This is a genomic window from uncultured Sphaerotilus sp. (genome assembly GCF_963924895.1).
In the GTDB taxonomy this organism is placed as follows: Bacteria; Pseudomonadota; Gammaproteobacteria; order Burkholderiales; family Burkholderiaceae_C; genus Sphaerotilus.
Map to the genome: position 1 here is coordinate 13,675 of NZ_CAWURG010000037.1, position 20,881 is coordinate 34,555.

Here is a 20,881-nt window from a genome sequence, read left to right on the forward strand (position 1 = left end):
GGTCAGCGGGCCACCAGCGCGTCATGCGCCAGCGCACCGATGCGCCGCAGCGCCTGCCGCTGCACCTCGTTCCACCGCCCGCCGACGCCCAGCCGCAGGCAGTGCCGATACCGGTCGGTCGCGCTGAACATCGTCCCCGGCGCGAAGCAGATGTGCTCGGCCAGACAAGCCTGGAACAGCGCCAGCGAGTCGCTGCCGGGTGGCAGTTCGACCCACAGGATGTAGCCACCCGCCGGGTCGGTCACCCGCGTGCCCCGCGGAAAGCTCTCGGCGATCAGGCCGCGCGCCTCGTCCACCCGGGCGGCGATGGTGGTGCGCAGCTGGCGGAACGCGGATTCGCTGCCGGCTTGGGTGAGCAGATCGGCCATCGCCAGCTCCAGCAGCTCCGTGTGTCCGCCCGAGTGCACCGCCTTCAGCCGCCGCACCTGCGCGCCCCAGCGCCCCGCCTCGACCCAGCCCAGGCGGATGCCCGGCGCCACCGTCTTCGAGAACGAGCCGCAGACCATCACGTGGCCCGTGGTGTCGAAGGACTTGACGGCGCGGCGGCGGTCGTCCTGCTCGGCGAGGTCGTTGTAGAGCACGTCCTCGATCAGCGGGATGCCGCGCTCGGCCACCATCTTCGCCAGCCGCTTGCGCTCGGCCAGTGGCATCGAGGCGCAGATCGGGTTCGACAGCGTCGGTACTGCCAGCACCGCCTTGACCGGCTGGGTGTCGAAGGCGAGCTGCAGCGCGTCCAGCGACATCCCGGTGCGCGGGTGCGTCGGGATCTCCAGTGCGCGCAAGTGCATGCTTTCCAGCAGCTCCAGAAAACCGAAAGAGGTGGGCGATTCCAGTGCCACCACATCACCGGGCTGTGTCACCGTCCGCAGGCACAGGCTGATGGCCTCATGGCAGCCGTTGGTGATGAGCAGCTCGCGGGGATCGAGCTGGCAGCCCAGCCCCATCGCGTAGCGGGCGATGGCGCGGCGCAACTGCTCGTTGCCGGGGCCGATCGGGTACTGGCACAGCGTCGCGCGGTGGCGCTGCGCGGCGCGGCTGACGGCGCGGCGCACGCGGTCCTGCGCGAACAGCTCGCCGCTCGGGCACGCAGCGCCGAAGGAGATGAAACGCGGGTCGGTGGCGAGCTGCATCACCTGCGCGCCGAGCGAGCTGACATCGACGGGCTGCGAATCGACCGGCGGGCGCGACGGCTCCGGCTCGGGCGGGCGGGGCGCGCGGGCGGCGACGAAGTAGCCGGAGCGCGGACGGGCCTCGATCAGCCGGGCGTCTTCGAGCGTGCGGTAGGCCTGCACGACGGTGGACAGCGACACGCCCTGCTGCCGCGCCAGCTCGCGCACCGAGGGAATGCGCTCGCCGCGCGCCAGCGTGCCCGAGCGGATCGGGTGGGCGATGCGTTCGGCGATCTGCAGGTACAGGGTGTCGGTGGTGGAAGGGGCGGCGTCCATGGCCCCATTCTGTCTGCGGCGCGGTGCGGGTGACCAGTACAGAGGCGGGTGAAGGTGACCATCACAGGCGCTCACCCGCGACCCCCCGGCTCAGGGGCGCGCCGGCAGGGTGGCGAGGAAGGCGATCACATCGGCGCGCTCGGCCGCGTCGCCCAGCCGGTAGCCCATGCGCTGGCCGGGCAGCAGCGCTTCGGGGTCGGTGAGCCAGCGGTCGAGCAGGGCAGCGTCCCAGACGAGGCGGCTGCCGCGCAGCGCGGGCGAGTAGTCGAAGCCCGCCACGCTGCCCGCCCGCCGGCCGACGATCCCCGCGTGCCGCGGCCCGACCCGGTCGGCGTCGACCGAGTGGCAGCCGCTGCAGCGGGCCTCGTAGACCTGCGCGCCGCGGACAGCGTCGCCCGCCGCAGGGGCCGCACCTGCCGCAGACGCCGCGCCCGCCAGCCACAGGCCGAAGAGCATCCCCGCCGCGGCGTCGCGCGGGTGCATCTCAGGCCCCGAAGGACAGCGCGCTGGTCGGCAGTGCACGGCCGAGGGCCTGCGACAGCACGGTCCAGTGCATGGTCTCGTCCGCGGCCAGCCGGGCGGCGACCTGGCCGAGCTTGTGGTCCTTGAAGGCCGGGATCACGCCGAGGTAGGCGTTGGTGGCGCCCAGTTCGAGCTTGGCCGCCAGCGACAGCACATCGGCCTGGCTCTTCAGCGTGCCGGCGTTCAGGGCGCGGGCGTAGTCGTCGAGCGACTTCTCGGCCACCGGCTGGCCACCCATCTGGCGGATGGTGGCGACCAGCGCATCGCGGTGGGCCTTGTGGTGCGACTGGAACTGCACGGCGATGTCCAGCACCGGCTTCTGCAGCAGGCCGCTGCCGGCGCCGAGCTGGTAGGCGTTGATGGCTTCGTGTTCCAGGCCGAGCGCGACGTTGAGGATGCCGACATCGGCGCCCATCGCCTCGGACGACTGGGCCTTGGCCATGCCGCCGCAGCCGGCGAGCAGGCCGATGGCCGAAGCCGACAGGGTCATCTGGCCCGAGCGCGACAGGAACAGGCGGCGGGCGGTGGTGGCGGTGGCTTGCATGAGGGGCTCCTGGGGGGGTGGAAGGGGGTCTGGGGTGCGGCATTCATCGGGTCGCACTGTCTTCTACGCAGGCCTCCGCGAACTGGATGCAGTCCGCGTACCAATACAAGCGCTCCCGATTCCGACCAGTACAGCGGCCGGCTAACCGGCGTTGTGGTGTCTGTACTGGTGCCACGCTGTGGCTGTCGCCGGCTGTGCTGGCGACCTAAGGTGGACCCCATGGACACCACCCTGCACTTCACCCCCTCGTCCCCGCTCAGCCTGCGCCCCGGCGCGGTGCTGACGCTGGCCCGGCCGCACGACGGCTATACCCGGGTGCAGGTCGATGCCGGCCGCATCTGGCTGACCCAGTCGGGCGACCCCGGCGACCATTTCATCGCCGCGGGCGAGGACTGGCTGCTGTGCGGCGAGGGCGCGGTGGTGATCGAGTGCGACGGTGTGGAGACCGTGCGCTTGCAGGTCTGGCACACCGGATCCGTGCGGGTGAAGACCCGCCGTTCGCGGTCACAGGTACTGGTCCCGAACGTGATTGAAGTTCACGGCGGGTGCGCCCTTCGATAGCACGGCCAGGTAGAGGTCGAGATCGGCCGTCAGCACGATGGTGTCGGCTTGCGCGGCCTCGATCAGACCGGCATCCGTCAATCCAAGGCGCAGGAACTCCCGTCGCTGTACGGCGGTGGCACCGGGCACATGCTGCTCGGGCGTACCCATGACGAGACGCTGCAGGGTGGCGAGGATCTGTCCCTTGGCCGGCTCCTGGATGTAGGCGGCCAGATTCGACGTCTCGGTGAGCGTGTGCGGTGTCAGCAGCAGTTGCGAGGCAGACGACAGCAGACGAACCAGGGTGTCGTAGTCCTCTTCCGTGAATTCGGTCAGCTTCTTGTGTCTGGCGATGTAGGCCTTGGATGCATGCCCGACGACCAGCAAGAGCAGCAGATTGGTATCCAGCAGGACGGTGGACCCTCTCAATGTGCGGCCTCACGCTCCTTCACGGACAGGACGTCTCTGGAGTCGTCCGAGAGCCGGACCACCTTGTAGGTCCGGCGCATCGGCGCCCCTCCAGCTAGCGATGAAAGGGCGTTGCGAGGGGTTTCGTCCCAAGGCCTGGAGAATCCGATGGTGACGCGCCACTCGCGCGCCTGGGCTTCGAATTCCACTTCCTCCAGTCCCATGTTGCTCAGATTCTCATCGCCAAACAGATCAAAGATGTGTTGCTTGGCCAAAGCGACTGCTTGCTTGACGTCCATGAATCACTCCGTGTACCGATGTCAATGATGATACGGGGATGCGCTCCTGGAGCCTCTCCGTCGGGTCAGCCCAGCGCGAGCCGCTCCACCAGCGCCATCTGCCTGGGCAGGCAGATGCGCTCCAGGTCATAGCGGCTGACGATGGTTTCGCGGGCGTTGCTGCGCAGCGCGTCGTGGGCGCCGGGCGGGGCCAGCAGGGCATCGCACATGGCGCGCGCCAGACCGTCGCGGTCGAAGAAGTTGACCAGCCAGCCGTTGCGGCCGTGTTCAATCACTTCCTCGACCGGCGCGGTGCGCGAGCCGATCACCAGCGCGCCGGCCGACATCGCCTCCAGCATCGACCAGGACAGCACGAAGGGGTAGGTCAGGTAGACGTGGGCCCGTGTGACCTGGTAGAGCCGGATCAGCTGCCCGTGCGGCAGGCGGCCGACGAAGTGCAGCCGGGCGAGCTGCGCGGGGGTGAGCTGCGGGCGGATTTCGTCGAGGAAGCGGTCGCGCCAGGAGCGGCCGTCCTCGGACTTCGCGCCGTAGGAGACGCCGTCGCTGCCGACCAGCACGATCTGTGCCTGGGGGCAGCGTTCCAGCAGGGCCGGCAGCGCGCGCAGGAAGGCGTGGTAGCCGCGGTTGGGCTCGAAGTTGCGGTTGATGAAGCTGATGACCTGGTCCTGGCGCGTCAGGCGCAGCCGCGCGGCCGAGCCGGGCAGGGCGCACTCGAACACCGCGTCCGCGTTGGGCTGGATGAGCTGCGTGTCCACGCCGTCGTGGACCACGTCGACCTTCGTGCGGAAGAGTTCCGGCACGGTCGAGCGCTGCCACTCGGTCGGCGAGATGCCGGCGTCCATGTCCATCAGGCCGTGCAGCAGGTGGGTGTTCTTGGTGCGGACACGCATGCGCGCGGCGATGCTGGCGGGCGGGAACTCGGGGTCGAAGGTGACGTCGTGGCCTTCCCAGCCGTAGTACCACTCGACGAAGTGCAACTGCCGCGCCTCGGGCCAGACATCGCGCAGGAACAGCGCCTCGCCCCAGCCCGGGTGGACACAGATGACGTCCGGCGTGAAGCCCTGCTGGCGCATCGCCAGCGCCGCCCGAGCGGCGCCTTCGCCGCGCAGGATCTTGGTCTCGAACTCGCCGGCCCAGGGGTGGACATTGGGCGTGCTGCCGCGCGGGACCTGGTAGCGGGTGCCGGCGACCCCGGGCAGGTCGCGGGCCGTGGGCTCCAGCATCAGCGCGCGGACCTCGTGGCCGGCCTGCACGAGGGCCGGCGCGAGGTGCAGGTACTGGCCGGGGAAGTTCTGGTGGACAAAGAGCAGGCGCATGGTGACAGCGAGTATCCGGCGCTGCCCGAGGTGCAAGAAAGGAACGATCACCGGAATTCCGGTGCGATCGGCAGACGCGATCGGGACGATCCGCATGGTCAGTCGGCGGATCGGGGGCTCCAATCGCCGGCATGACCACTGTCCGACATTTCCGGCAGAGCCTGCTCTGGCCGCTGCAACTCATGCCGCGCGAGGAGGAGCGCTCCGGGCGCCGGCCCTGGGAGCAACTGCTCGATGCCGGTGGCGACCAGCCCTGGCGCGCGGTGGTGGACGAGTACACCGGCGAGGCCAGCGGCTTCCACGAACGCCACTACAACGAGTTCGTCACCTTCCTGCCCTATGTGCAGCGCTTTCTCTACGGCGACGGCTCGACCCGTGGCCGCACGGGCGGCGCCTCGTCGATGCAGGTGCTGCGCCGGGACGACGTGCGGCAGGTGCGCGTGACGCTGCAGGCGGGGCAGGCGCCGGTCGCGCTGCAGGTGGAGCACATCGACCTCTACTTTTTCTACGACGTCGACGTGGTGATGCTCAACGTCGAGGTCTGCGCCGAGGATCTGCCGCTGGCGGTGGCGCAGGAGGTGCTCTACCGCTTCGGCCGCGGCTACCCGCCGGGCTGGGATGGCGAAGGCCGCGGTCTGCACTGCGCGGCCGCGGTCGAATGGCTGGGCGCCGACGCGCAGGTGCTGGCCGCCTCGGACGCGGGTGATCGGGAGGCCTTCCTCGCCTTCGTCGCCCGCCACCGCGCGCCACGGCTGGCGGCGCACTGGCGCTGGCTGCTGCAGCCGCTGGTGCCGGACCAGGAGGAAGACGCCATCGGCCCGCTGCGCTTCCGCCAGATCGAATACCACCGCATGCCGGTGATGGGCTACCTCGCGGTGGACGACCCGACGCAGCTCAGCCGCGCCGACTTCGTGCGGCTCGGGCTGGTGTCCGGGCGCGGCGGCGGCGACGAGCTGCTGCCCTTCGCCGAGCAGCATCTGGCGGATTTCGAATCGCGCTATTGCTACGACCGCTTCTGGTGCGCAGGCGGTGCGGCGCCGCACACGCGCTACCTCGGCTGCGGCCACGCGCTGGTCGTGGTCGGCTGTGCGGGCGCGCCGTTTTTCACCGACCGGGAGCGCGGCGTGCTGGCGCAGTTCCGCCACCAGCATTTCCTGCTCTTCCTGATCGCCCACTTCCAGAAGGCGGCGCTGCTGATGTTCTCGGACCGGCTGGTGGTGGCGCTGGACGCGCTCAGCATCGCGGACGCCGGCTCGGTCAAGCGCTTCAAGCGGGCGGTGCGCGGCAACTTCGAGACCTTCCTGCGCTTCACGCACCGCTACTGGTTCCACGAGATCTCCGAGCAGGTGCAGACCCGCGCGCTGCACCACCTCTGCGTCGGGCACCTGGGGCTGAACACGCTCTACCCCGAGGTGCGCGAGCGGGTCAGCGAGATGAACACCTACCTCGACACCGACAGCCTGCGCCGCCAGGCCAACACCGTCGTGCGGCTCACGGTGGTGACCATCGCCGGGCTGATCGGCACGCTCTCCACCGGCTTTCTCGGCATGAACCTGCTCGCCGAGGCCGACTCGCCGGTGTGGCAGCGTGGGCTCATCTTCCTCGGCACGGTGGTGGCCTCGCTGCTGGTGACGGGCTACACCATCGTCAAGTCCAAGCGGCTGTCGGATTTCCTGGACGTGCTCTCCGACGAGCGGCTGACGCTGCGGGAGAAGGCCAGTGCCTGGTGGAAGGATGCACGAGAGGCACGCCGTTCGCGCAATTGACCGCAGATGGGGCCTGTTTTCGGACTTTAGCCCCCGGGATGAAGGACGACAGTGGCGACTCGGGCTGCTCAGATGGGCTGCTCAGTCTTGCGGAGTCCATGCATGTCGTCGTCCTTGCCTTCTTTTGTGCGCCCGGTGCTGGCGCTGGCGTTTCCCCTGCTGCTGACCGCCTGTGGCGGCGGTGGCGGCAGCGGCGGCGAGCTGGCCCTGGCGCTGGTGACCAACACGACGACCGCGCAGGCGAGTGTCAGCGCCAGCGAGAGCTTCCCGACCGGCCTCGTCGTGGCTTCGCCAGCCGAGCTGGGTGGCGCCTCGGCGGCAGCCGCCTCGACCACGGCCCGCGCCCTCGCGGTGCCGCTGGGTGCGGGTGCCGGACGCGCCGAGCTGACCGACATGGCCGCCCGCATCGAGGCGGTGCTGGCCGGCGACACCAGCGTGTCACTGGGCGGGCTGCTGAGTTTCGGCAACCTTTTCCTGCAGGGTGGCAACGCCGGCTGCTACGGCCCGCAGCTGCTCTACGCGAACCACGAGGACGGCAGCGGCACCGAATCCGGCCTGCTACCCGGCGGGGACCTCGGCCTGTGGCTTCCCACCGACGCGGCCAGCGGCCAGCCCTGTGTGGTGGCGCAGCTCAACGAACGCACGGCCGGAGTGAAACACGCCACCCGCCAGGGCCTGCTGCTGATGGCCGTGATGCGCGCGACGATCGCTGGCTCCGGCGGTGTGCTGGCGCTGCCGGCAGCCGGCTTCCGCACCGACCTGAGCACGCCGTTCTCCACCGTGCTGGCCGCGGTGCCGGCACTGACAGGCCTGACCGTGCACGCCGCCACGGTGTCGCTCGACCCCTTCGGCAAGACCTACACCTACCGCCTCGCCGTGAGCAGGAACGCCGGCACCTCGGCCGGGCGCAGCGGCGAAATCGTGCTGCAGCACCGACCCGGCGCGACGGCCGCGGCCTACAGCGGCGTGCTGCGCGTGGCCGGCTTCGATCTGGGGACCGATGCCACCTTCGGCTGCAGCGACCGCATGACCGGTGGCCGTTACCAGCGCGCCCGCGTCACCACCGTGCGCTACAGCCGCCACGGCTACCAGATCGACTTCGGCGCCCGCTCCGGCCAGTACTGCGGCGCACCGGCCGACCTCGCCGACACCGACTACGCCCGCCAGGTGGCCAGCATTTCCGCGGGTGAACTCGATCCGGCCGTGCAGCTCCCGGCCGGTGCGCCCGGCAGCGCCGTGGTGGCGGGAACCTCCACCGGCTGGCGCGGCAACTTCGACCGCTTCGGCGGCCGCTACGAGCGCACGACCGGCGCAGGCCAGTTCCTCTACGCCTGGCAGGCAGGTACCGGCGACAGCCACGCCCGCGCGCTGGCCGTCAGCAGCACCTACGACAGCGCCGCCGACAGCCGCACCGTGCAGGGCTACTTCGCCTTCACCGACGCGCTGGCCACCACCGACGGCAGCCTGCTCGGCATGGTCTGCAACTGGGCCGGGCCGGGCGCGGTGCACACGCCCGCCGCGCGCTTCCAGTCGCAGACCGCCACGCTCGCCGGCCTGGCCTCCACCTTCGTCGCCACGGCCAGCCATCTCGGCTATGCGCCGACCAAGGCCTGCGCGTCCACCACCACCGTGTTCGACGCCAACGCCGACGGCACACTGGCCGGCGGTGAAGGGCAGGGCACGCTGCCGGCGCTGGATGCGCCGGCATCGCCCTCGGTCTCGGTGCAGGGCGAACTCGTGTCGCGCGGCTACCGCCAGCCCGGGTACTTCTGAGCGGACAGTTCAGTCCTCGTCGCGCAGCTGCCAGCCCTTGACCATCTCTGCCTGCACGCTCGGTGGCACCGCGTCGTGGTGTGACATGGCCAGCGTGTAGCTCCCTTCGCCCCGGGTCAGCGCGTTCAGCCGCAACTGGTAGCCCGACAGCTCCGACAGCGGCGCCCGCGCCTTCACGCTGGCCCGCCCGCCCAGCTGCGGCGTCGTCGAGCGCACCTCGCCGCGCCGCGCCGCCAGATCGCCAGTGATGTCGCCAATCATGGCCTCGGGTGCCGAGATCTCCACATCGACCACCGGCTCCAGCACCACCGGCTGCGCCTCGCGCATCGCGAGGATGAAGGCCTTCCTGCCCGCGGTGACGAAGGCGATTTCCTTGCTGTCCACGCTGTGGTGCTTGCCGTCGAGCACGGTCACGCGCACATCCACCACCGGGTGTCCGGAGACCACGCCGGCGTCCATGGCCAGCCGCACGCCCTTTTCCACCGCGGGAATGAACTGCCCCGGGATCGCGCCGCCCTTGACCACGTCGACGAACTCGAAGCCCGCACCCCGCGCCAGCGGTTCCACCTGCAGGTGCACCTCGCCGAACTGGCCCGCGCCGCCGCTCTGCTTCTTGTGGCGGTACTGGGCCTGCGCGGTGGTGGTGATCGTCTCCCGGTAGGCGATGCGCGGCGGCGCCGTCTCCACCTCGACCCGGTAGCCCTCGCGCAGCCGCTCCAGCAGCACCCGCAGGTGCAACTCGCCCAGGCCGTAGACAACGGTTTCATGGGTGCTGGCGGCGTGTTCCACGCGCAGGCAGGGATCCTCGGCCGCCAGCTTGGCGAGCACCTCCGACAGCCGCTGCTCGTCGCCGTGGCGCCTGGGCTTCAGCGCCAGACCGTGCACCGGCACCGGGAAGGGCAGCGGCTTCAGGTGGATGTGGTCGTCCTCGGCGGCGTCGTGCAGCACCGCGTCGAAGGCGATCTCGTCCACCTTGGCCACCGCCACGATGTCACCCGGTCCGGCGCTCGGGATCTCGGTGTGCGTCTTGCCTTGCAGCAGGAACAGGTGCCCGACCTTGAACGGCTTGCGCCCGTCGCCCACGTAGAGCAGGCTGCTGGGCGTCACCGTGCCCTGGTGGATGCGGAAGATGCCGAGCTTGCCGACGTAGGGGTCGATCGTCACCTTGAAGACCTGCGCCAGCACATGCGCGTGCGGATCGACCCGGGCGTGCATCAGCCGGGCCGTTGCGCCTTCACCCTTGTAGAAGTCCGGCAGATTGCCCTCGGACGGATCGGGCAGCAGCTGCGCGATCACGTCCAGCAGTGCGGACACCCCGGTGCCCAGCTTGGCCGAGACGAACACGACGGGGATCAAGTGTCCCTCGCGCAGCGCCTGCTCCAGCGGCGCGTGCAACTCGCGGGCGTCGACATCGCCTTCTTTCAGGTAACGCTCGACAAACGCGCTGTCGACCTCGACGACCTGCTCGACCAGCGCCCGGTGCGCGGCCGCCACCGAGGAGAAGTCCGCCTCGTGCCCCGGCGTCGCCTCGGGCGCGAACCAGCAGTCCACCACCTCGCGGCCGCCGTTGGCCGGCAGGTTCAGCGGCAGGCATTCGCGGCCGAAGGTGGCCTGGATCTGGGCCAGCAGCGCGGCGGCGTCGAAGCCGGGGGCGTCGATGCGGTTGACGATGAGCATCCGGTCGAGCTGCCGTTCGGCGGCCCAGGCCATCATCCGCACCGCCATCGGCTCGATGCCCGAGGTGGCGTTGATGACGATGGCGGCGGTCTCCACCGCTTCGAGCGCGGGCAGCGACTGTCCTAGGCAATCGGCGCTGCCGGGCGTGTCGAGCAGGTGGATGCGCAGGCCCTGGTGGTCGAGGTGCAGCACGCTGGTGTTGAGCGAGTGCTGCATCCGGCGCTCGATCGGGTCGAAGTCGCTGGTGGTGCTGCCGCGCTCGACGCTGCCGGCGGCGCCGACCATGCCGGCCTGCACCAGCAGCGCTTCAGCGAGGGTGGTCTTGCCGGCCGCGGCGGGGCCGACGAGCGCGAGGGTGCGGAGGTGGGGAACCGGGGAGGTGGGGGATGCGGATGCGGCAGAGGAAACGGCGACACCGGACACGGGGCCGCCGTGGGCTGGGCTTGACATGGTCTGTCTCCTCAGCGCCGGGCCGCTGACAGCGGTCAAGCACTGTCTGGGTGGGTGGGTGGGTGGGTGGGTGGGAAACGCCAGCGTACGCCGATTGACGGGCCGTAACAAGCCGGCCGGAGGGCATGGGGCTGCACCTGAGGGGCACCCCGCCCTGGCCCGGGAATTCCCTGTGATGCGGGTAAACGCTCGCCAGCGTATGCGCTTTAACGCATATCGTCATGTCAGTCCTTGCGGTATGTACATCAAGCACTGGCCCGACATGATTCCCGACACCCCCGAAGCCTCTTCCGAAACGGACTTTGCCCCGGTCTATGCGGCGGTGGCGCGCTACTTCGCGCTGCTGGCCGACCCGACCCGGCTGCGCATCGTCCACGCGCTGTGTCAGGAAGAGCGTTCGGTCAACGAGATCGTCCAGTCCACGGGCGGAACGCAGACCAATATTTCCCGCCATCTCGGCCTGATGCACGAGCGGGGCGCGCTGGTGCGGCGCCGCGAAGGCAGCCAGGTCTTCTACCGCCTCGGAGATCCGACGCTGATGGAGATGTGCCGCAGCGTCTGCCAGCGAGTGTCCAGCGAACTGGATGGTGTGCGCGACCTGCGCGAGGGTCTTGACCAGATGGCCAGCCACCTGCGCTGACGCCATCGGGGCAGGGCATTGCCGTGTTTTTCCAGCCATAACTTCCGTAAATCCTTATGCAAGGAATCAACATGTCTGTTTCCGGTACCCCTACCCGGCGCGAGGCGCTGAAATTCTCCGGCCTGCTGGGCGTCCTTGCAGGGATTGGCCTGCTGAGCCCGACGCAGGTTCTGGCGTCCTCGGACCCTGCCTTTGCCGCCAAATCGCTGGAGGACGCGCTGAAGCTGCTCGGCGCCACGCCCACCCCCAGTGCCGACATCCTGCTGACGTCGCCCGACATCGCCGAAAACGGCGCCGTGGTGCAGGTCGGGGTCCAGAGCAAGCTGCCCGCGACGCAGGAAATCCACCTGCTGGTCGAAAAGAACGTCAACCCGCTGGTGGCCAGCTTCACGCTGAACGAGGGCGTTGCCCCGTTCGTGCAGACCCGTGTCCGCATGGGCCAGTCCACCCTGGTCTGGGCGCTGGTGAAGGCCGATGGACGCTGGTACTCGGCCAGCAAGGAATCCAAGGTCACGCTCGGCGGCTGCGGCGGCTGATCCGCCTCGTTTCGCCGCCTGCACCTTCCACCCCACCCGACGACCTCTCCAGGAGACCGCCACCATGGCCGACCCGATCCGCATCCGTGCCCAGCTCAAGGACAACACCGCTGACGTGCGCACGCTCGTCTCCCACCCGATGGAAACCGGTGTCCGCAAGGACAACGCCGGACAACTGGTGCCGGCGCACTACATCACCAACTACGAGGCCTCCCTCAACGGGCGCGTCGTGCTCTCCGGCAAATGGGGCGTGGCGGTATCGCAGAATCCCTTCGTCTGGTTTCGGCTGACGGACTGCAAGGCAGGCGACAAGGTGTCCGTGCGCTGGCTCGACAACAAGGGCGACACACGCACGGACGAGATCGTCCTGGCCTGACCAGCGGCGGCAGCCGGAAGGCGGCTATTCGGGCCCCATCGGACGACCCATTCCCACTGCAAGACCAAGAAGACAAGAGACAAGCGATGAACAAACACCTTATCGCCGCGATCGCTGTGGCAGTCCCTGCGTTGGCACAGGCCACCAACGGCATGTTGATGGAAGGCTATGGCCCGGTGGCCACCGGCATGGGCGGGACCTCGCTCGCGCTGGACAACGGCACGGCCGCGGCCGCCAACAACCCGGCCACGCTGGGGCTCATGGGCGACGGTGCGCGGCTGGACGTGGCCGCGGGCCTGCTCGGCCCGCACGTTTCCTCGCGCGTCGGCGGCATGGTGGCCGACTCCAGCGGAACGAGCTACGTGATGCCTGCGATCGGCTACGCCCGCCGCCACGGCGATCTGGTCTTCGGTCTGGCCGTCTTCGCCCAAGGGGGCATGGGCACCGACTACGGCGCCGACTCCTTCCTGGCGATGGGGTCCGGGTCGCCCGTGCGCTCGGAGCTGGGTGTCGGTCGGGTGATGCTGCCGCTGGCGTTCACGGCCGCGCCGGACCTCGTGGTGGGTGGCTCGATCGACTATGTCTGGTCGACCCTGGACCTGCGCATGGCCGCCAGTGGCGCACAGCTGGGCGGCATGGTCACCGGCGCGGGGGGCAATCTCGCCGCGGCACTGCCGGCGCTGGGCGGCGCCAGCTGGGCGCGGCTGGACTTCTCCGACGACAACAAGTTCTCCGGCGCGGCACGGTCCAGCGGCCTTGCCGGCAAGCTCGGACTGCTGTACCGGGTCGACCCGACCCTGAGCGTCGGCGCGGCCTTCCACACCAAGACCCACCTGCGCGACATGCGCACGTCGGAGCGCGGCGCGCAACTCAGCGCGCAGGGCGGTTTTTCCGACACCGGCCGGATGGTGATCGAGGACTTCCAGATGCCGGCGCAGCTGGGTGTCGGCCTGTCGTGGCAAGCCACGCCGGCGCTGCAGCTCGCGGCCGACCTGAAGCGCATCTACTGGTCCGACGTGATGTCGAGTTTCAAGATGCGCTACGAGAGCGCCGGCATGGGCGGCAACGTCAGTTTCGCGCTGCCGCAGCAGTGGAACGACCAGACCGTCACCAACCTGGGCGCGGCCTGGCGGGTGTCGGACGCGCTGGTGCTGCGCGGCGGGATGAACCTGTCGACCAACCCGGTGCCGGCCGCCTACGTCAATCCGCTGTTCCCGGCCATCGTCAAGCGGCACTACACCGCTGGTTTCGGCGTCGCCACCAGCGCGGCCGGCGAGCTGAACACCTCGGTGGCCTATGCCCCGACGGTGACGGTGTTGTCCGGCTCGGGTGTCGAGATCCGGCACCGCCAGCTCAATCTGCAACTGATGTACAGCCACCGTTTCTGAAGGGAACCGACATGACTTTTCAACGATTTGTACGCCCGGCGCGCGCCGGTCTCGGTGCCCTGGTGCTGGGCGTGTTGCTGTCGGGTTGCGGCACCATCGGTGCCCTCGGCAATCTGGAGGACGGCGCTGGCGCCGAGGCCGGCCGCATGTGGGACCGGTGGGTCGAGAGCAAGGGCGACATCGCCGTGGCCACCACCTGGGAGCGCAAGGTCCGCCCCGGGGTGACCGTCGACCAGATCGAGCAGTCGCTGGCCAGCGTGTCGAGCGAGATGAACATCCGCGCGGTGGGGGAGCTTCCCCTGTCCAAGGAACTCGAGGCACGCACCGGCAAGCCCCAGAAGCTGCTGAAGGTCTACAACTACTGCAACCCCTTCACGGCGCGCAAGATGGTCGACTTCTCGCCGCACATGGCCGCCTACCTGCCGTGCCGGGTGACGCTGGTCGAGCGCGACGACGGCTTGTGGCTCTACACGCTCAACATGGACATGATGATCCGGATGGGCCGCAAGCTGCCGCCGGACCTGAAGGCCGATGCCCTGAAGGTGCGCGAAGCCCTCTGGATGATGCTGGAAAAGGGATCGCGCGGCGATTTCTGAACCAGGCGGCGGGAGCTGTGCAACCATCACAGCTCCCATGAGCCTCCTCTCCACTCTCCATGCCTGGGCCGGCCGCATCAAGCGCGACGGCCTGACCCTCTGGTTCGCCCTGCGTGATCCGCGCACGCCCTGGCTGGCCCGCGCCCTGGCGTGGCTGGTCGTGGCCTACGCGCTGAGCCCGATCGACCTGATCCCGGATTTCATCCCGGTGCTCGGCTATCTGGACGATCTGCTGCTGCTGCCGGGCCTGATCTGGCTGACGCTGCGCCTGCTGCCGGAGGCGGTGCTGGCCGACTGCCGCCCGCAGGCGGTCGCCTGGCTCGATGCGCGCAAGGACCAGCCGCGCAGCCTGTTCGGCGCGGCGCTGGTCATCGCGCTGTGGACCGCGCTGGCGTGGTACGGCTGGTCGGCCTGGCAGGAGCGCGCATGAAGCGCGCCTGAATCAGTCCGCCGTGAAGCGCGTAGCGCGCTGCTCGGTGCAGATCTGGATCGAGTACTCGGTGTAGAACTCGGCGCGGCCCTTTTTCTTCGCTGCGACGTGGTCCGGGTGGGTGGCCCAGCCGCGCATCGCTGCTTCGGACTCGAACTCGACGATGGTGACCCGCTCGCCGTCCGCGGCGGTGAAGCCCTTGTGCGAGACGTAGCCCGGCATGGTCCGCGCCAGCGCGCTCATGCGCTCGGCCCAGCCGGTGTAGTCGGCGACCGCATCGGGTTTCAGGCGGCTGCGGAAGATGATGACGTGCATGGCGTGTTCCGGGCGGTGGTGCTGCGGTGGCGTCGATTGTCCACTCATCAGCGGCGCAGCCCGGTGGCCAGCGCCCGCGTGAGGTCCGCGGCGGGAACGGCGCGGCAACCGCGGGTGTTCTGACCCGCCCACAGCGGCGAGAACGCGCCGCTGCCCCGCGCCTCGGCCGCCGCCCGCAACGGCGCCGAGGCAGCGGTGGCCAGCGGAAACCTCGGGGCATCACCGTGCAACGGTCCGAATTCGGTGATGAACCGGTTGACGATGCCACGTGCCGGCCGGCCGGTGAACAGGTTGGTGAGCGCCGTGTGGCGCGCTGCATCGCTGCGCAGCGCGGCGCGGTGGACGGCGCTGGTGCTCGCCTCCGGGCACAGCAGATAGGCCGTGCCGACCTGGACCCCCGCCGCGCCGAGCGTCATCGCCGCGGCCACACCCGCCGCGTCCGCGATGCCGCCCGCGGCGATCACCGGCACGCGCACGGCGGCCACGATCTGCGGCAGCAGCGCGAAGGTGCCCATCTGCCGGCTCAGGTCGTCCGAGAGGAAATGGCCGCGGTGCCCACCCGCCTCCAGCCCCTGTGCGATGACGGCATCGACGCCGTGCGCCTCCAGCCAGCGCGCTTCCTCGACCGTGGTCGCCGACGACAGCACCTTGGCGCCCCAGCCCCGCACCCGCGCCAGCAGCTCCGCCGATGGCAGGCCGAAATGGAAGCTCACCACCGGCGGCGCGAACGCCGCGAGCAACTCGGCCGTTTCCGCATCGAACGGCCGCCGCCCCGGTCCGGCGGGGATCCCGGCCGGGTCGATGCCGAACTCGGCGTAGGCGGGGGCCAGCGTGGCGCGCCAGGCGGCCTCGCGGGCGGCGTCCGGCGCGGGCGGCGTGTGGCAGAAGAAGTTGACGTTGAACGGCCGGTCGGTCTGGGCGCGGATGGCCGCGAGTTCCTGCCGCAGTGCATCCGGGCCGAGCATCGCGCAGGGCAGGGCGCCGAGCCCGCCCGCGTTCGACACGGCCACCGCGAGCGCGCTGCCTTGCACGCCGGCCATCGGGGCCTGCAGGACTGGGAGATCGATGCCGAGGAGGTTGGTGAGTGTCATGGCCGCATTTTCACGCGTCTCACTCGTGCCGCAGCGCCTCGATCGGATCCAGCCGCGCCGCCCGCCGCGCCGGCACATAGCCGAACACCACCCCGATCGCCGCCGAGAACACGAAGGACAGCAGGTTGATGCCCCACTGGAAGGTGTAGGGCAGGCCCATCAGCGAGGACAACCCGATGGACGCCGCCGTGGCCAGCACGATGCCGACCAGTCCGCCGAAGCTGGAGAGCACCACGGCCTCGATCAGGAACTGCAGCAGCACCTCGTTTTCCAGCGCGCCGATGGCCAGCCGGACGCCGATCTCGCGGGTGCGCTCGGTGACGCTGACCAGCATGATGTTCATGATGCCGATGCCGCCCACCAGCAGGCTCACCGCGGCGACGGCGCCGAGCAGCGAGGTCATGAGCTGGGTCGTGCCGGACAGGGTGTCGGCGAGTTGCCGGGTATCGAGGACGTTGAAGTTGTCGTCGTCGGCGGGGCCGAGCTTGCGGCGCTCGCGCAGCAGCTGGCGCAAGCCGGACTGCACGCTGGCGGTGTCGACACCGTCCTGCACCGAGACGAGCAGGGTGTTGATGTTCAGGCTGCCGGTGACGCGGCGCTGCAGGGTGTGCAGCGGGATGAGCACGGTGTCGTCCTGGTCGTTGCCCATCGCGGCCTGGCCCTTGGAGGCGAGCAGGCCGATGACGGTGCACGAGAACTGCTTGATGCGCAGGCTCTGGCCGAGCGGGTCGACGGTGGCGCCGAACAGCTCGCGCCGCACGGTCGTGCCGATGACGCAGACCGCGGCGCCGGAGCGCAGCTCGGTGTCCTCGAAGTTGCGGCCGGCGGCCAGGGTCCAGTTGCCGGTCTGGAAGTAGCTGTTGGTCGTGCCGACCACGCTGGTCGACCAGTTGCGCGCGCCGGCGACGACCGTGGCCCCGGTGCGGGCCTCGGGGGCCACGGCGGCGATGCCGGCCACCTGGGTGGCGATGGCGTCCAGGTCGGCCTCGCGGAACGAGGGTGCCCCTGCGCTGTCGCGCCCGGCCCCCAGGCGCTGGCCGGGCCGCACCTGCAGCAGGTTGGTGCCGAGGCTGGCGATCTGCGCCTGCACGGCGCTGGTGGCACCACGGCCGAGCGTGACCATGGTGATGACGGCGCTCACGCCGATCACGATGCCCAGGATGGTGAGGAAGGAGCGCAGCAGGTTGCGGCGGATCTCGCGCAGCGCGAGCAGCAGGGTGTTCCAGATCATGTCGGCATCCCGCTCTGGCGTACATCGCTGTCGACCCGGCCGTCGACGAAGCGCACGGTGCGCCGCGCGTAGACGGCCATGTCGGGTTCGTGGGTGACCATCAGCACGGTGATGCCGCGGTCGCGGTTCAGGCCGACCAGCAGGTCCATGATCTCGCGGCTGCGGGCGGTGTCGAGGTTGCCGGTCGGCTCGTCGGCGAGCAGCACGGTCGGCTTGCTGACGATGGCGCGGGCGATGGCCACGCGCTGCTGCTGGCCGCCGGACAGCTCGGCCGGCGTGTGCGTTTCCCAGCCGGCCAGCCCGACGGCGGCCAGTGCCTCGCGGGCGTTGCGGTGGCGGTCGGCGACCGACTCGCCGCGGTAGAGCAGCGGCAGCTCGACGTTTTCCTGCGCCGTGGTGCGCGCCAGCAGGTTGAAGCCCTGGAAGACGAAGCCGAGGTGGCGCCGGCGCAGGCGGGCGCGCTGGTCGCGGTCGAGCTGTTCGACGTGCACGCCGTCGAACAGGTACTGGCCGGCCGAGGGCACGTCGAGGCAGCCGATCAGGTTCATCGCCGTCGACTTGCCCGAGCCGCTCGGACCCATGATGGCGACGAAGTCCCCGGCGTCGACATCGAGGTCGATGCCGCGCAGCGCCTGGAAGGCGGCCGTGCCTTCGCCGTAGACCTTGACGATGCCGCGCAGGCGGATCAGCGGCCCGCTCATGGTGCGGCGCTGGCCTGGCTGACGATGACGGCTTGGCCGGCGCTCAGGCCGGCGCCGGTGACCTCGGTCATGCGGCCGTTGGACAGGCCGGTGGTGACGGTGAGCGGCGTCGCCTGCTGGCCCTGGAGGATCCAGATCTGGCGCTGGCTGCCTTCGCGGGTGGCGCTGTTGCCGGCGCGCTTGGGCACGTTGTTGCCGGGTGGGCGTGGCATGAGCTTCGAGACCAGACTGCCGCTGCTGGCCGCCGCGCCCGCGGCCACACCCGGCGTGAAGCGCAGCGCGGCGTTGGGCACCATCAGCACGCCCCGGTGCTCGGTGGCGGCGATGGTGGCGGTGGCGGTCATGCCGGGGCGCAGGCTCAGGTCGTCGTTGGCGACCTGCAGGTCGGTCGGGTAAGTCACGACGTTGTCGGTGATGGTCGAGCCGAAGGCGACGCGGCGGATGGTGGCCGGCCAGGTGCGCGCGGGCCAGGCGCTGACGGTGAACTGGGCAGTCTGCCCGGCCTTGACCATGCCGACGTCGGCCTCGTCGACCTTGACCTGCAGCTTGAGCTGGCGCAGGTCCTCCGCCAGCGTCAGCAGCGTGACGGCCTGCAGCGAGGCGGCGACGGCGTTGCCCGGCTCGGCCGTGCGGGTCAGCACGACGCCGTTGATCGGCGAGCGGATGGAGGCCTTGGACAGGCTGGTCTCGTCGAGGCGGACGGCCGCGCGCGCATCGGCCACGCTGGAGCGGGCCATGGCCAGCGCGGCATTGGCGCGGGCGACGCCGGCGCGGCCGGTGTCGAGTTCCGCCTTGGACGGCACCTTGCCGCCGGAGAGCCGGGCGACCTCCTCGAGGCGGGCGAGGGTGCTGCGCTGTTCCGCCGCGGTGGCCTCGGCCTGCAGCACGCCGGACTGCGCCGAGGCGAGTGCCGCGCGCGAGCGGGTGAGCTGGTCGTCGAGCTTGCTCGTGTCCAGCTCGATCAGCACCTGCCCGGCGCGCACGGGGTCGTTCACGTCGACGTGCACGCGCTTGATCGTGCCGGAGAGTTCGCTGCCGATGGAGACCTGGCGGGTGGGCTGGAGCGTGCCGTTGGCGGTGACGGTGATCGCCAGATTGCCGCGGGTGACCGGCTCGGTGACGTAGCGGGGCGCGGCCTGGGCGACCTGGCGGTTCTGCCACCAGAGAAAGCCTGCGCCCGCGGCGGCGAGCAGCGCGACGCCGATCCAGACGGCGCGCCGGCGCCACCACGGCGTGGCCACCGCATCGGCGCCGAGCAGGGCGGTCAGCGCGGCCGGGGTGTTGCCGGAGGCCGGGACCAGCGGGGCAGGGGAAGCGGAGGTGGGTGTCGTCATGGGGCGGTGTGTCCGGCCGGATCCTGGGCAGTCCAGTCGCCCCCGAGCGCCTTGTGCAGGCGGATCAGGTTCAGGCTGGTGTCGGCGGCTGCGGCTGCGCGGCTGCTGTCGACGCTCAGCAGGGTGCGCTGGGTGTCGAGCAGGGTGGTGAAGTCGATCAGGCCGGCCTCGTAGCGCTGGCGGGCCATGCGGTTGGCGTTGCGGGCGGCGTCGGTGGCGGCGTCGAGCGCGGTGGTCTGGCGGCGGCTGCCGTCCAGGGCGCTGACCGCGTCGGCGACATCCTGCGCCGCGACCAGCGCCGTGGCCTGGTAGCTGAGGCGGGTGCGGGCGAGCACGGCCTGCTGCGCCTGCACCTGCGCGGCGCCGCGGCCCCCGTCGAGGATCGGCCAGTCGACCGCCGCAGCCAGGCTCGCCGCCAGCGCGCCGGGGCTGCCGAGAGCCGCCAGCGTCAGTGCCTGCCAGCCCAGCGCGCCGCTCAGGCGGAAGGCGGGGCGGCGGGCGGCCTGCGTCTGGTCGAGCCGGGCGAGTTCGGCGGTGATGGCCGATTCGGCGGCCTGCACGTCCGGACGCTGGCGCAGCAGGTCGGCGGGCAGGCCGTGGCGCACGAGGTCGTCGAAGCCGGTGGCGGCAGCGGGCACCGGCACGCGGGTGCTGTCGCCCAGGCGGGTGCGCAGGGCCGCGGGTTCCTGGCCGAGCAGGATCGCCAGCGCATGTTCGCCCTGCGCGATGGCGGTGTCGTAGGCGGGGATCTGGGCGCGGGTCTGCTCGGCGCTGGCGCGGGCCTGCTCGACCTCCAGCGAACTGGCCAGCCCCGCCTGCGTGCGCCAGCCGGTGAGCTGCAGCGTCTCGTCCTGGGCTGCGAGGCTGGACAGGGTCAGCGCCCGCCGGACGCGGTTGGCGCGCAGCTGCACATAGGCCAGCCCGACTTCGCCCGCCACCGCCAGGCGCGTCGCCGCGAGGTTGGCGCTGGCGGTGGCGATGTCGGCGCGGGCGCCCCGTTCGGCCGAGGCGAGTTCGCCGAACAGGTCGGCTTCCCAGCTCGCATCGAGCCCGAGGCTGAAGGACGAGGTGGTCCGGTCGCTGCTGCGGTTGCGCGACACGCTGGCGCTGCTGCCGAGTTGTGGGGCGCGGCTGGCGGCCGTCTGGTCGCGCAGCGCACGGGCCTGCAACAGCCGCGTGCGGGCGATGCCGAGGTCCAGGTTGGCCTGCAGCGCGTCGGTGACCAGTGCGCCCAGCAGGGGGTCGTCGAAGCGGGTCCACCACGGCGTCTGGGCGAGCAGCTGGACGGTGTCTGCCGAAGGCGCTGCAGGTGCCGCGATGGGCTGGCGGTCGGCCTGCGGTGCCGTCGTGGCACAGGCGGTGAGCACCAGCGGCAGCAGCACCAGCCACGGCCGCCGCAGGAGGCGAAGCGCGCCGCCGGGGCGCTTGTCAGGCAGATCGTCGGAATTCATCGCGCGCAGTCCATGTCATGCGGCAAGGGTGTACCAAGCCGAGGTGACGCGT

At 70.7% G+C, this 20,881-nt stretch carries 22 protein-coding genes; 9 read left to right on the top strand and 13 right to left on the bottom strand.

The features are described 5' to 3' along the window. Positions 1–2: 2 nt before the first annotated feature. The 3 genes from AABN02_RS13490 to AABN02_RS13500 form a co-directional block, all read right to left on the bottom strand. Complete coding sequence (locus tag AABN02_RS13490) at positions 3–1,445, bottom strand: PLP-dependent aminotransferase family protein (RefSeq protein ID WP_338415448.1); 1,443 nt, start codon at positions 1,443–1,445, stop codon at positions 3–5. Between the two features lie 90 nt (positions 1,446–1,535). Beyond that, a complete protein-coding gene (locus AABN02_RS13495; protein WP_338415535.1) occupies positions 1,536–1,901 on the bottom strand; it encodes a c-type cytochrome in 366 nt (121 codons plus the stop codon). Between the two features lie 28 nt (positions 1,902–1,929). Beyond that, positions 1,930–2,511 carry a ferritin-like domain-containing protein gene (locus tag AABN02_RS13500; RefSeq protein WP_338415449.1) on the bottom strand — a complete coding sequence of 194 codons (582 nt, stop codon included), beginning with the start codon at positions 2,509–2,511 and terminating at the stop codon, positions 1,930–1,932. Positions 2,512–2,730: 219 nt separating this feature from the next. Between AABN02_RS13500 and AABN02_RS13505 the strand changes: the two genes are divergently transcribed. Then, positions 2,731–3,072 carry a DUF2917 domain-containing protein gene (locus AABN02_RS13505; protein WP_338415450.1) on the top strand — a complete coding sequence of 114 codons (342 nt, stop codon included), beginning with the start codon at positions 2,731–2,733 and terminating at the stop codon, positions 3,070–3,072. Here the strand turns inward: AABN02_RS13505 and AABN02_RS13510 are convergent. From AABN02_RS13510 to AABN02_RS13520, 3 genes are all read right to left on the bottom strand, one after another. Further along, complete coding sequence (locus tag AABN02_RS13510; protein ID WP_338415451.1) at positions 3,016–3,480, bottom strand: PIN domain-containing protein; 465 nt, start codon at positions 3,478–3,480, stop codon at positions 3,016–3,018. The two genes, AABN02_RS13505 and AABN02_RS13510, sit on opposite strands and share 57 nt — an antisense overlap. Then, positions 3,477–3,758: a hypothetical protein gene (locus AABN02_RS13515; protein WP_338415452.1), complete on the bottom strand. Its 282-nt coding sequence runs from the start codon at positions 3,756–3,758 to the stop codon at positions 3,477–3,479. Before AABN02_RS13515 ends, AABN02_RS13510 begins: the two co-directional genes overlap by 4 nt. A 65-nt stretch (positions 3,759–3,823) precedes the next feature. After that, the gene (locus AABN02_RS13520) at positions 3,824–5,074 is read right to left on the bottom strand and encodes a glycosyltransferase (protein ID WP_338415453.1); all 1,251 of its coding nucleotides are present in this window, start codon (positions 5,072–5,074) and stop codon (positions 3,824–3,826) included. A 131-nt stretch (positions 5,075–5,205) separates the two neighbouring features. Between AABN02_RS13520 and AABN02_RS13525 the strand changes: the two genes are divergently transcribed. Together AABN02_RS13525 and AABN02_RS13530 are read left to right on the top strand one after the other, a co-directional pair. Next, positions 5,206–6,840 (top strand): hypothetical protein, encoded by a 1,635-nt coding sequence (locus AABN02_RS13525; RefSeq protein WP_338415454.1) that lies wholly within the window; start codon positions 5,206–5,208, stop codon positions 6,838–6,840. A gap of 102 nt (positions 6,841–6,942) precedes the next feature. After that, positions 6,943–8,613 (top strand): hypothetical protein, encoded by a 1,671-nt coding sequence (locus AABN02_RS13530; RefSeq protein WP_338415455.1) that lies wholly within the window; start codon positions 6,943–6,945, stop codon positions 8,611–8,613. Positions 8,614–8,622: 9 nt separating this feature from the next. Here AABN02_RS13530 and fusA read toward each other — a convergent pair whose 3' ends face one another. Next, positions 8,623–10,740, bottom strand: a complete 2,118-nt coding sequence (gene fusA, locus AABN02_RS13535; protein WP_338415456.1) for an elongation factor G — start codon at positions 10,738–10,740, stop codon at positions 8,623–8,625. A gap of 238 nt (positions 10,741–10,978) precedes the next feature. Between fusA and AABN02_RS13540 the strand changes: the two genes are divergently transcribed. The 6 genes from AABN02_RS13540 (at position 10,979) to AABN02_RS13565 (ending at position 14,706) form a co-directional block, all read left to right on the top strand. After that, complete coding sequence (locus AABN02_RS13540) at positions 10,979–11,380, top strand: metalloregulator ArsR/SmtB family transcription factor (RefSeq protein ID WP_338415457.1); 402 nt, start codon at positions 10,979–10,981, stop codon at positions 11,378–11,380. 71 nt (positions 11,381–11,451) lie between these two features. Then, a complete protein-coding gene (gene soxY / locus AABN02_RS13545; protein ID WP_338415458.1) occupies positions 11,452–11,916 on the top strand; it encodes a thiosulfate oxidation carrier protein SoxY in 465 nt (154 codons plus the stop codon). 64 nt (positions 11,917–11,980) lie between these two features. Continuing rightward, positions 11,981–12,292, top strand: coding sequence for a thiosulfate oxidation carrier complex protein SoxZ (gene soxZ / locus AABN02_RS13550; protein ID WP_338415459.1), 312 nt, complete (start codon positions 11,981–11,983; stop codon positions 12,290–12,292). 86 nt (positions 12,293–12,378) lie between these two features. Further along, positions 12,379–13,680, top strand: a complete 1,302-nt coding sequence (locus AABN02_RS13555; protein ID WP_338415460.1) for an outer membrane protein transport protein — start codon at positions 12,379–12,381, stop codon at positions 13,678–13,680. 11 nt (positions 13,681–13,691) lie between these two features. Continuing rightward, the gene (locus tag AABN02_RS13560) at positions 13,692–14,276 is read left to right on the top strand and encodes a DUF302 domain-containing protein (protein WP_338415461.1); all 585 of its coding nucleotides are present in this window, start codon (positions 13,692–13,694) and stop codon (positions 14,274–14,276) included. A gap of 37 nt (positions 14,277–14,313) precedes the next feature. Next, positions 14,314–14,706 carry a DUF1232 domain-containing protein gene (locus AABN02_RS13565; protein ID WP_338415462.1) on the top strand — a complete coding sequence of 131 codons (393 nt, stop codon included), beginning with the start codon at positions 14,314–14,316 and terminating at the stop codon, positions 14,704–14,706. Positions 14,707–14,718: 12 nt separating this feature from the next. Here the strand turns inward: AABN02_RS13565 and AABN02_RS13570 are convergent, their stop codons facing one another. The 6 genes from AABN02_RS13570 to AABN02_RS13595 are packed head-to-tail and all read right to left on the bottom strand — an operon-like array spanning position 14,719 to position 20,829. Further along, positions 14,719–15,021, bottom strand: a complete 303-nt coding sequence (locus AABN02_RS13570) for an antibiotic biosynthesis monooxygenase (RefSeq protein ID WP_338415463.1) — start codon at positions 15,019–15,021, stop codon at positions 14,719–14,721. 47 nt (positions 15,022–15,068) lie between these two features. Beyond that, positions 15,069–16,112 carry a nitronate monooxygenase gene (locus tag AABN02_RS13575; RefSeq protein ID WP_338415464.1) on the bottom strand — a complete coding sequence of 348 codons (1,044 nt, stop codon included), beginning with the start codon at positions 16,110–16,112 and terminating at the stop codon, positions 15,069–15,071. Positions 16,113–16,131: 19 nt separating this feature from the next. Further along, on the bottom strand, positions 16,132–17,343 hold the full coding sequence (locus tag AABN02_RS13580; RefSeq protein WP_338415465.1) for an ABC transporter permease: 1,212 nt from the start codon (positions 17,341–17,343) through the stop codon (positions 16,132–16,134). Next, positions 17,340–18,044 (bottom strand): ABC transporter ATP-binding protein, encoded by a 705-nt coding sequence (locus AABN02_RS13585; protein WP_338415466.1) that lies wholly within the window; start codon positions 18,042–18,044, stop codon positions 17,340–17,342. Before AABN02_RS13585 ends, AABN02_RS13580 begins: the two co-directional genes overlap by 4 nt. Further along, positions 18,041–19,378, bottom strand: coding sequence for an efflux RND transporter periplasmic adaptor subunit (locus tag AABN02_RS13590; RefSeq protein ID WP_338415467.1), 1,338 nt, complete (start codon positions 19,376–19,378; stop codon positions 18,041–18,043). The genes AABN02_RS13585 and AABN02_RS13590 overlap by 4 nt, the downstream gene beginning before the upstream one ends. Next, positions 19,375–20,829, bottom strand: coding sequence for an efflux transporter outer membrane subunit (locus AABN02_RS13595; RefSeq protein WP_338415468.1), 1,455 nt, complete (start codon positions 20,827–20,829; stop codon positions 19,375–19,377). The genes AABN02_RS13590 and AABN02_RS13595 overlap by 4 nt, the downstream gene beginning before the upstream one ends. Between the last annotated feature and the right edge of the window lie 52 nt (positions 20,830–20,881).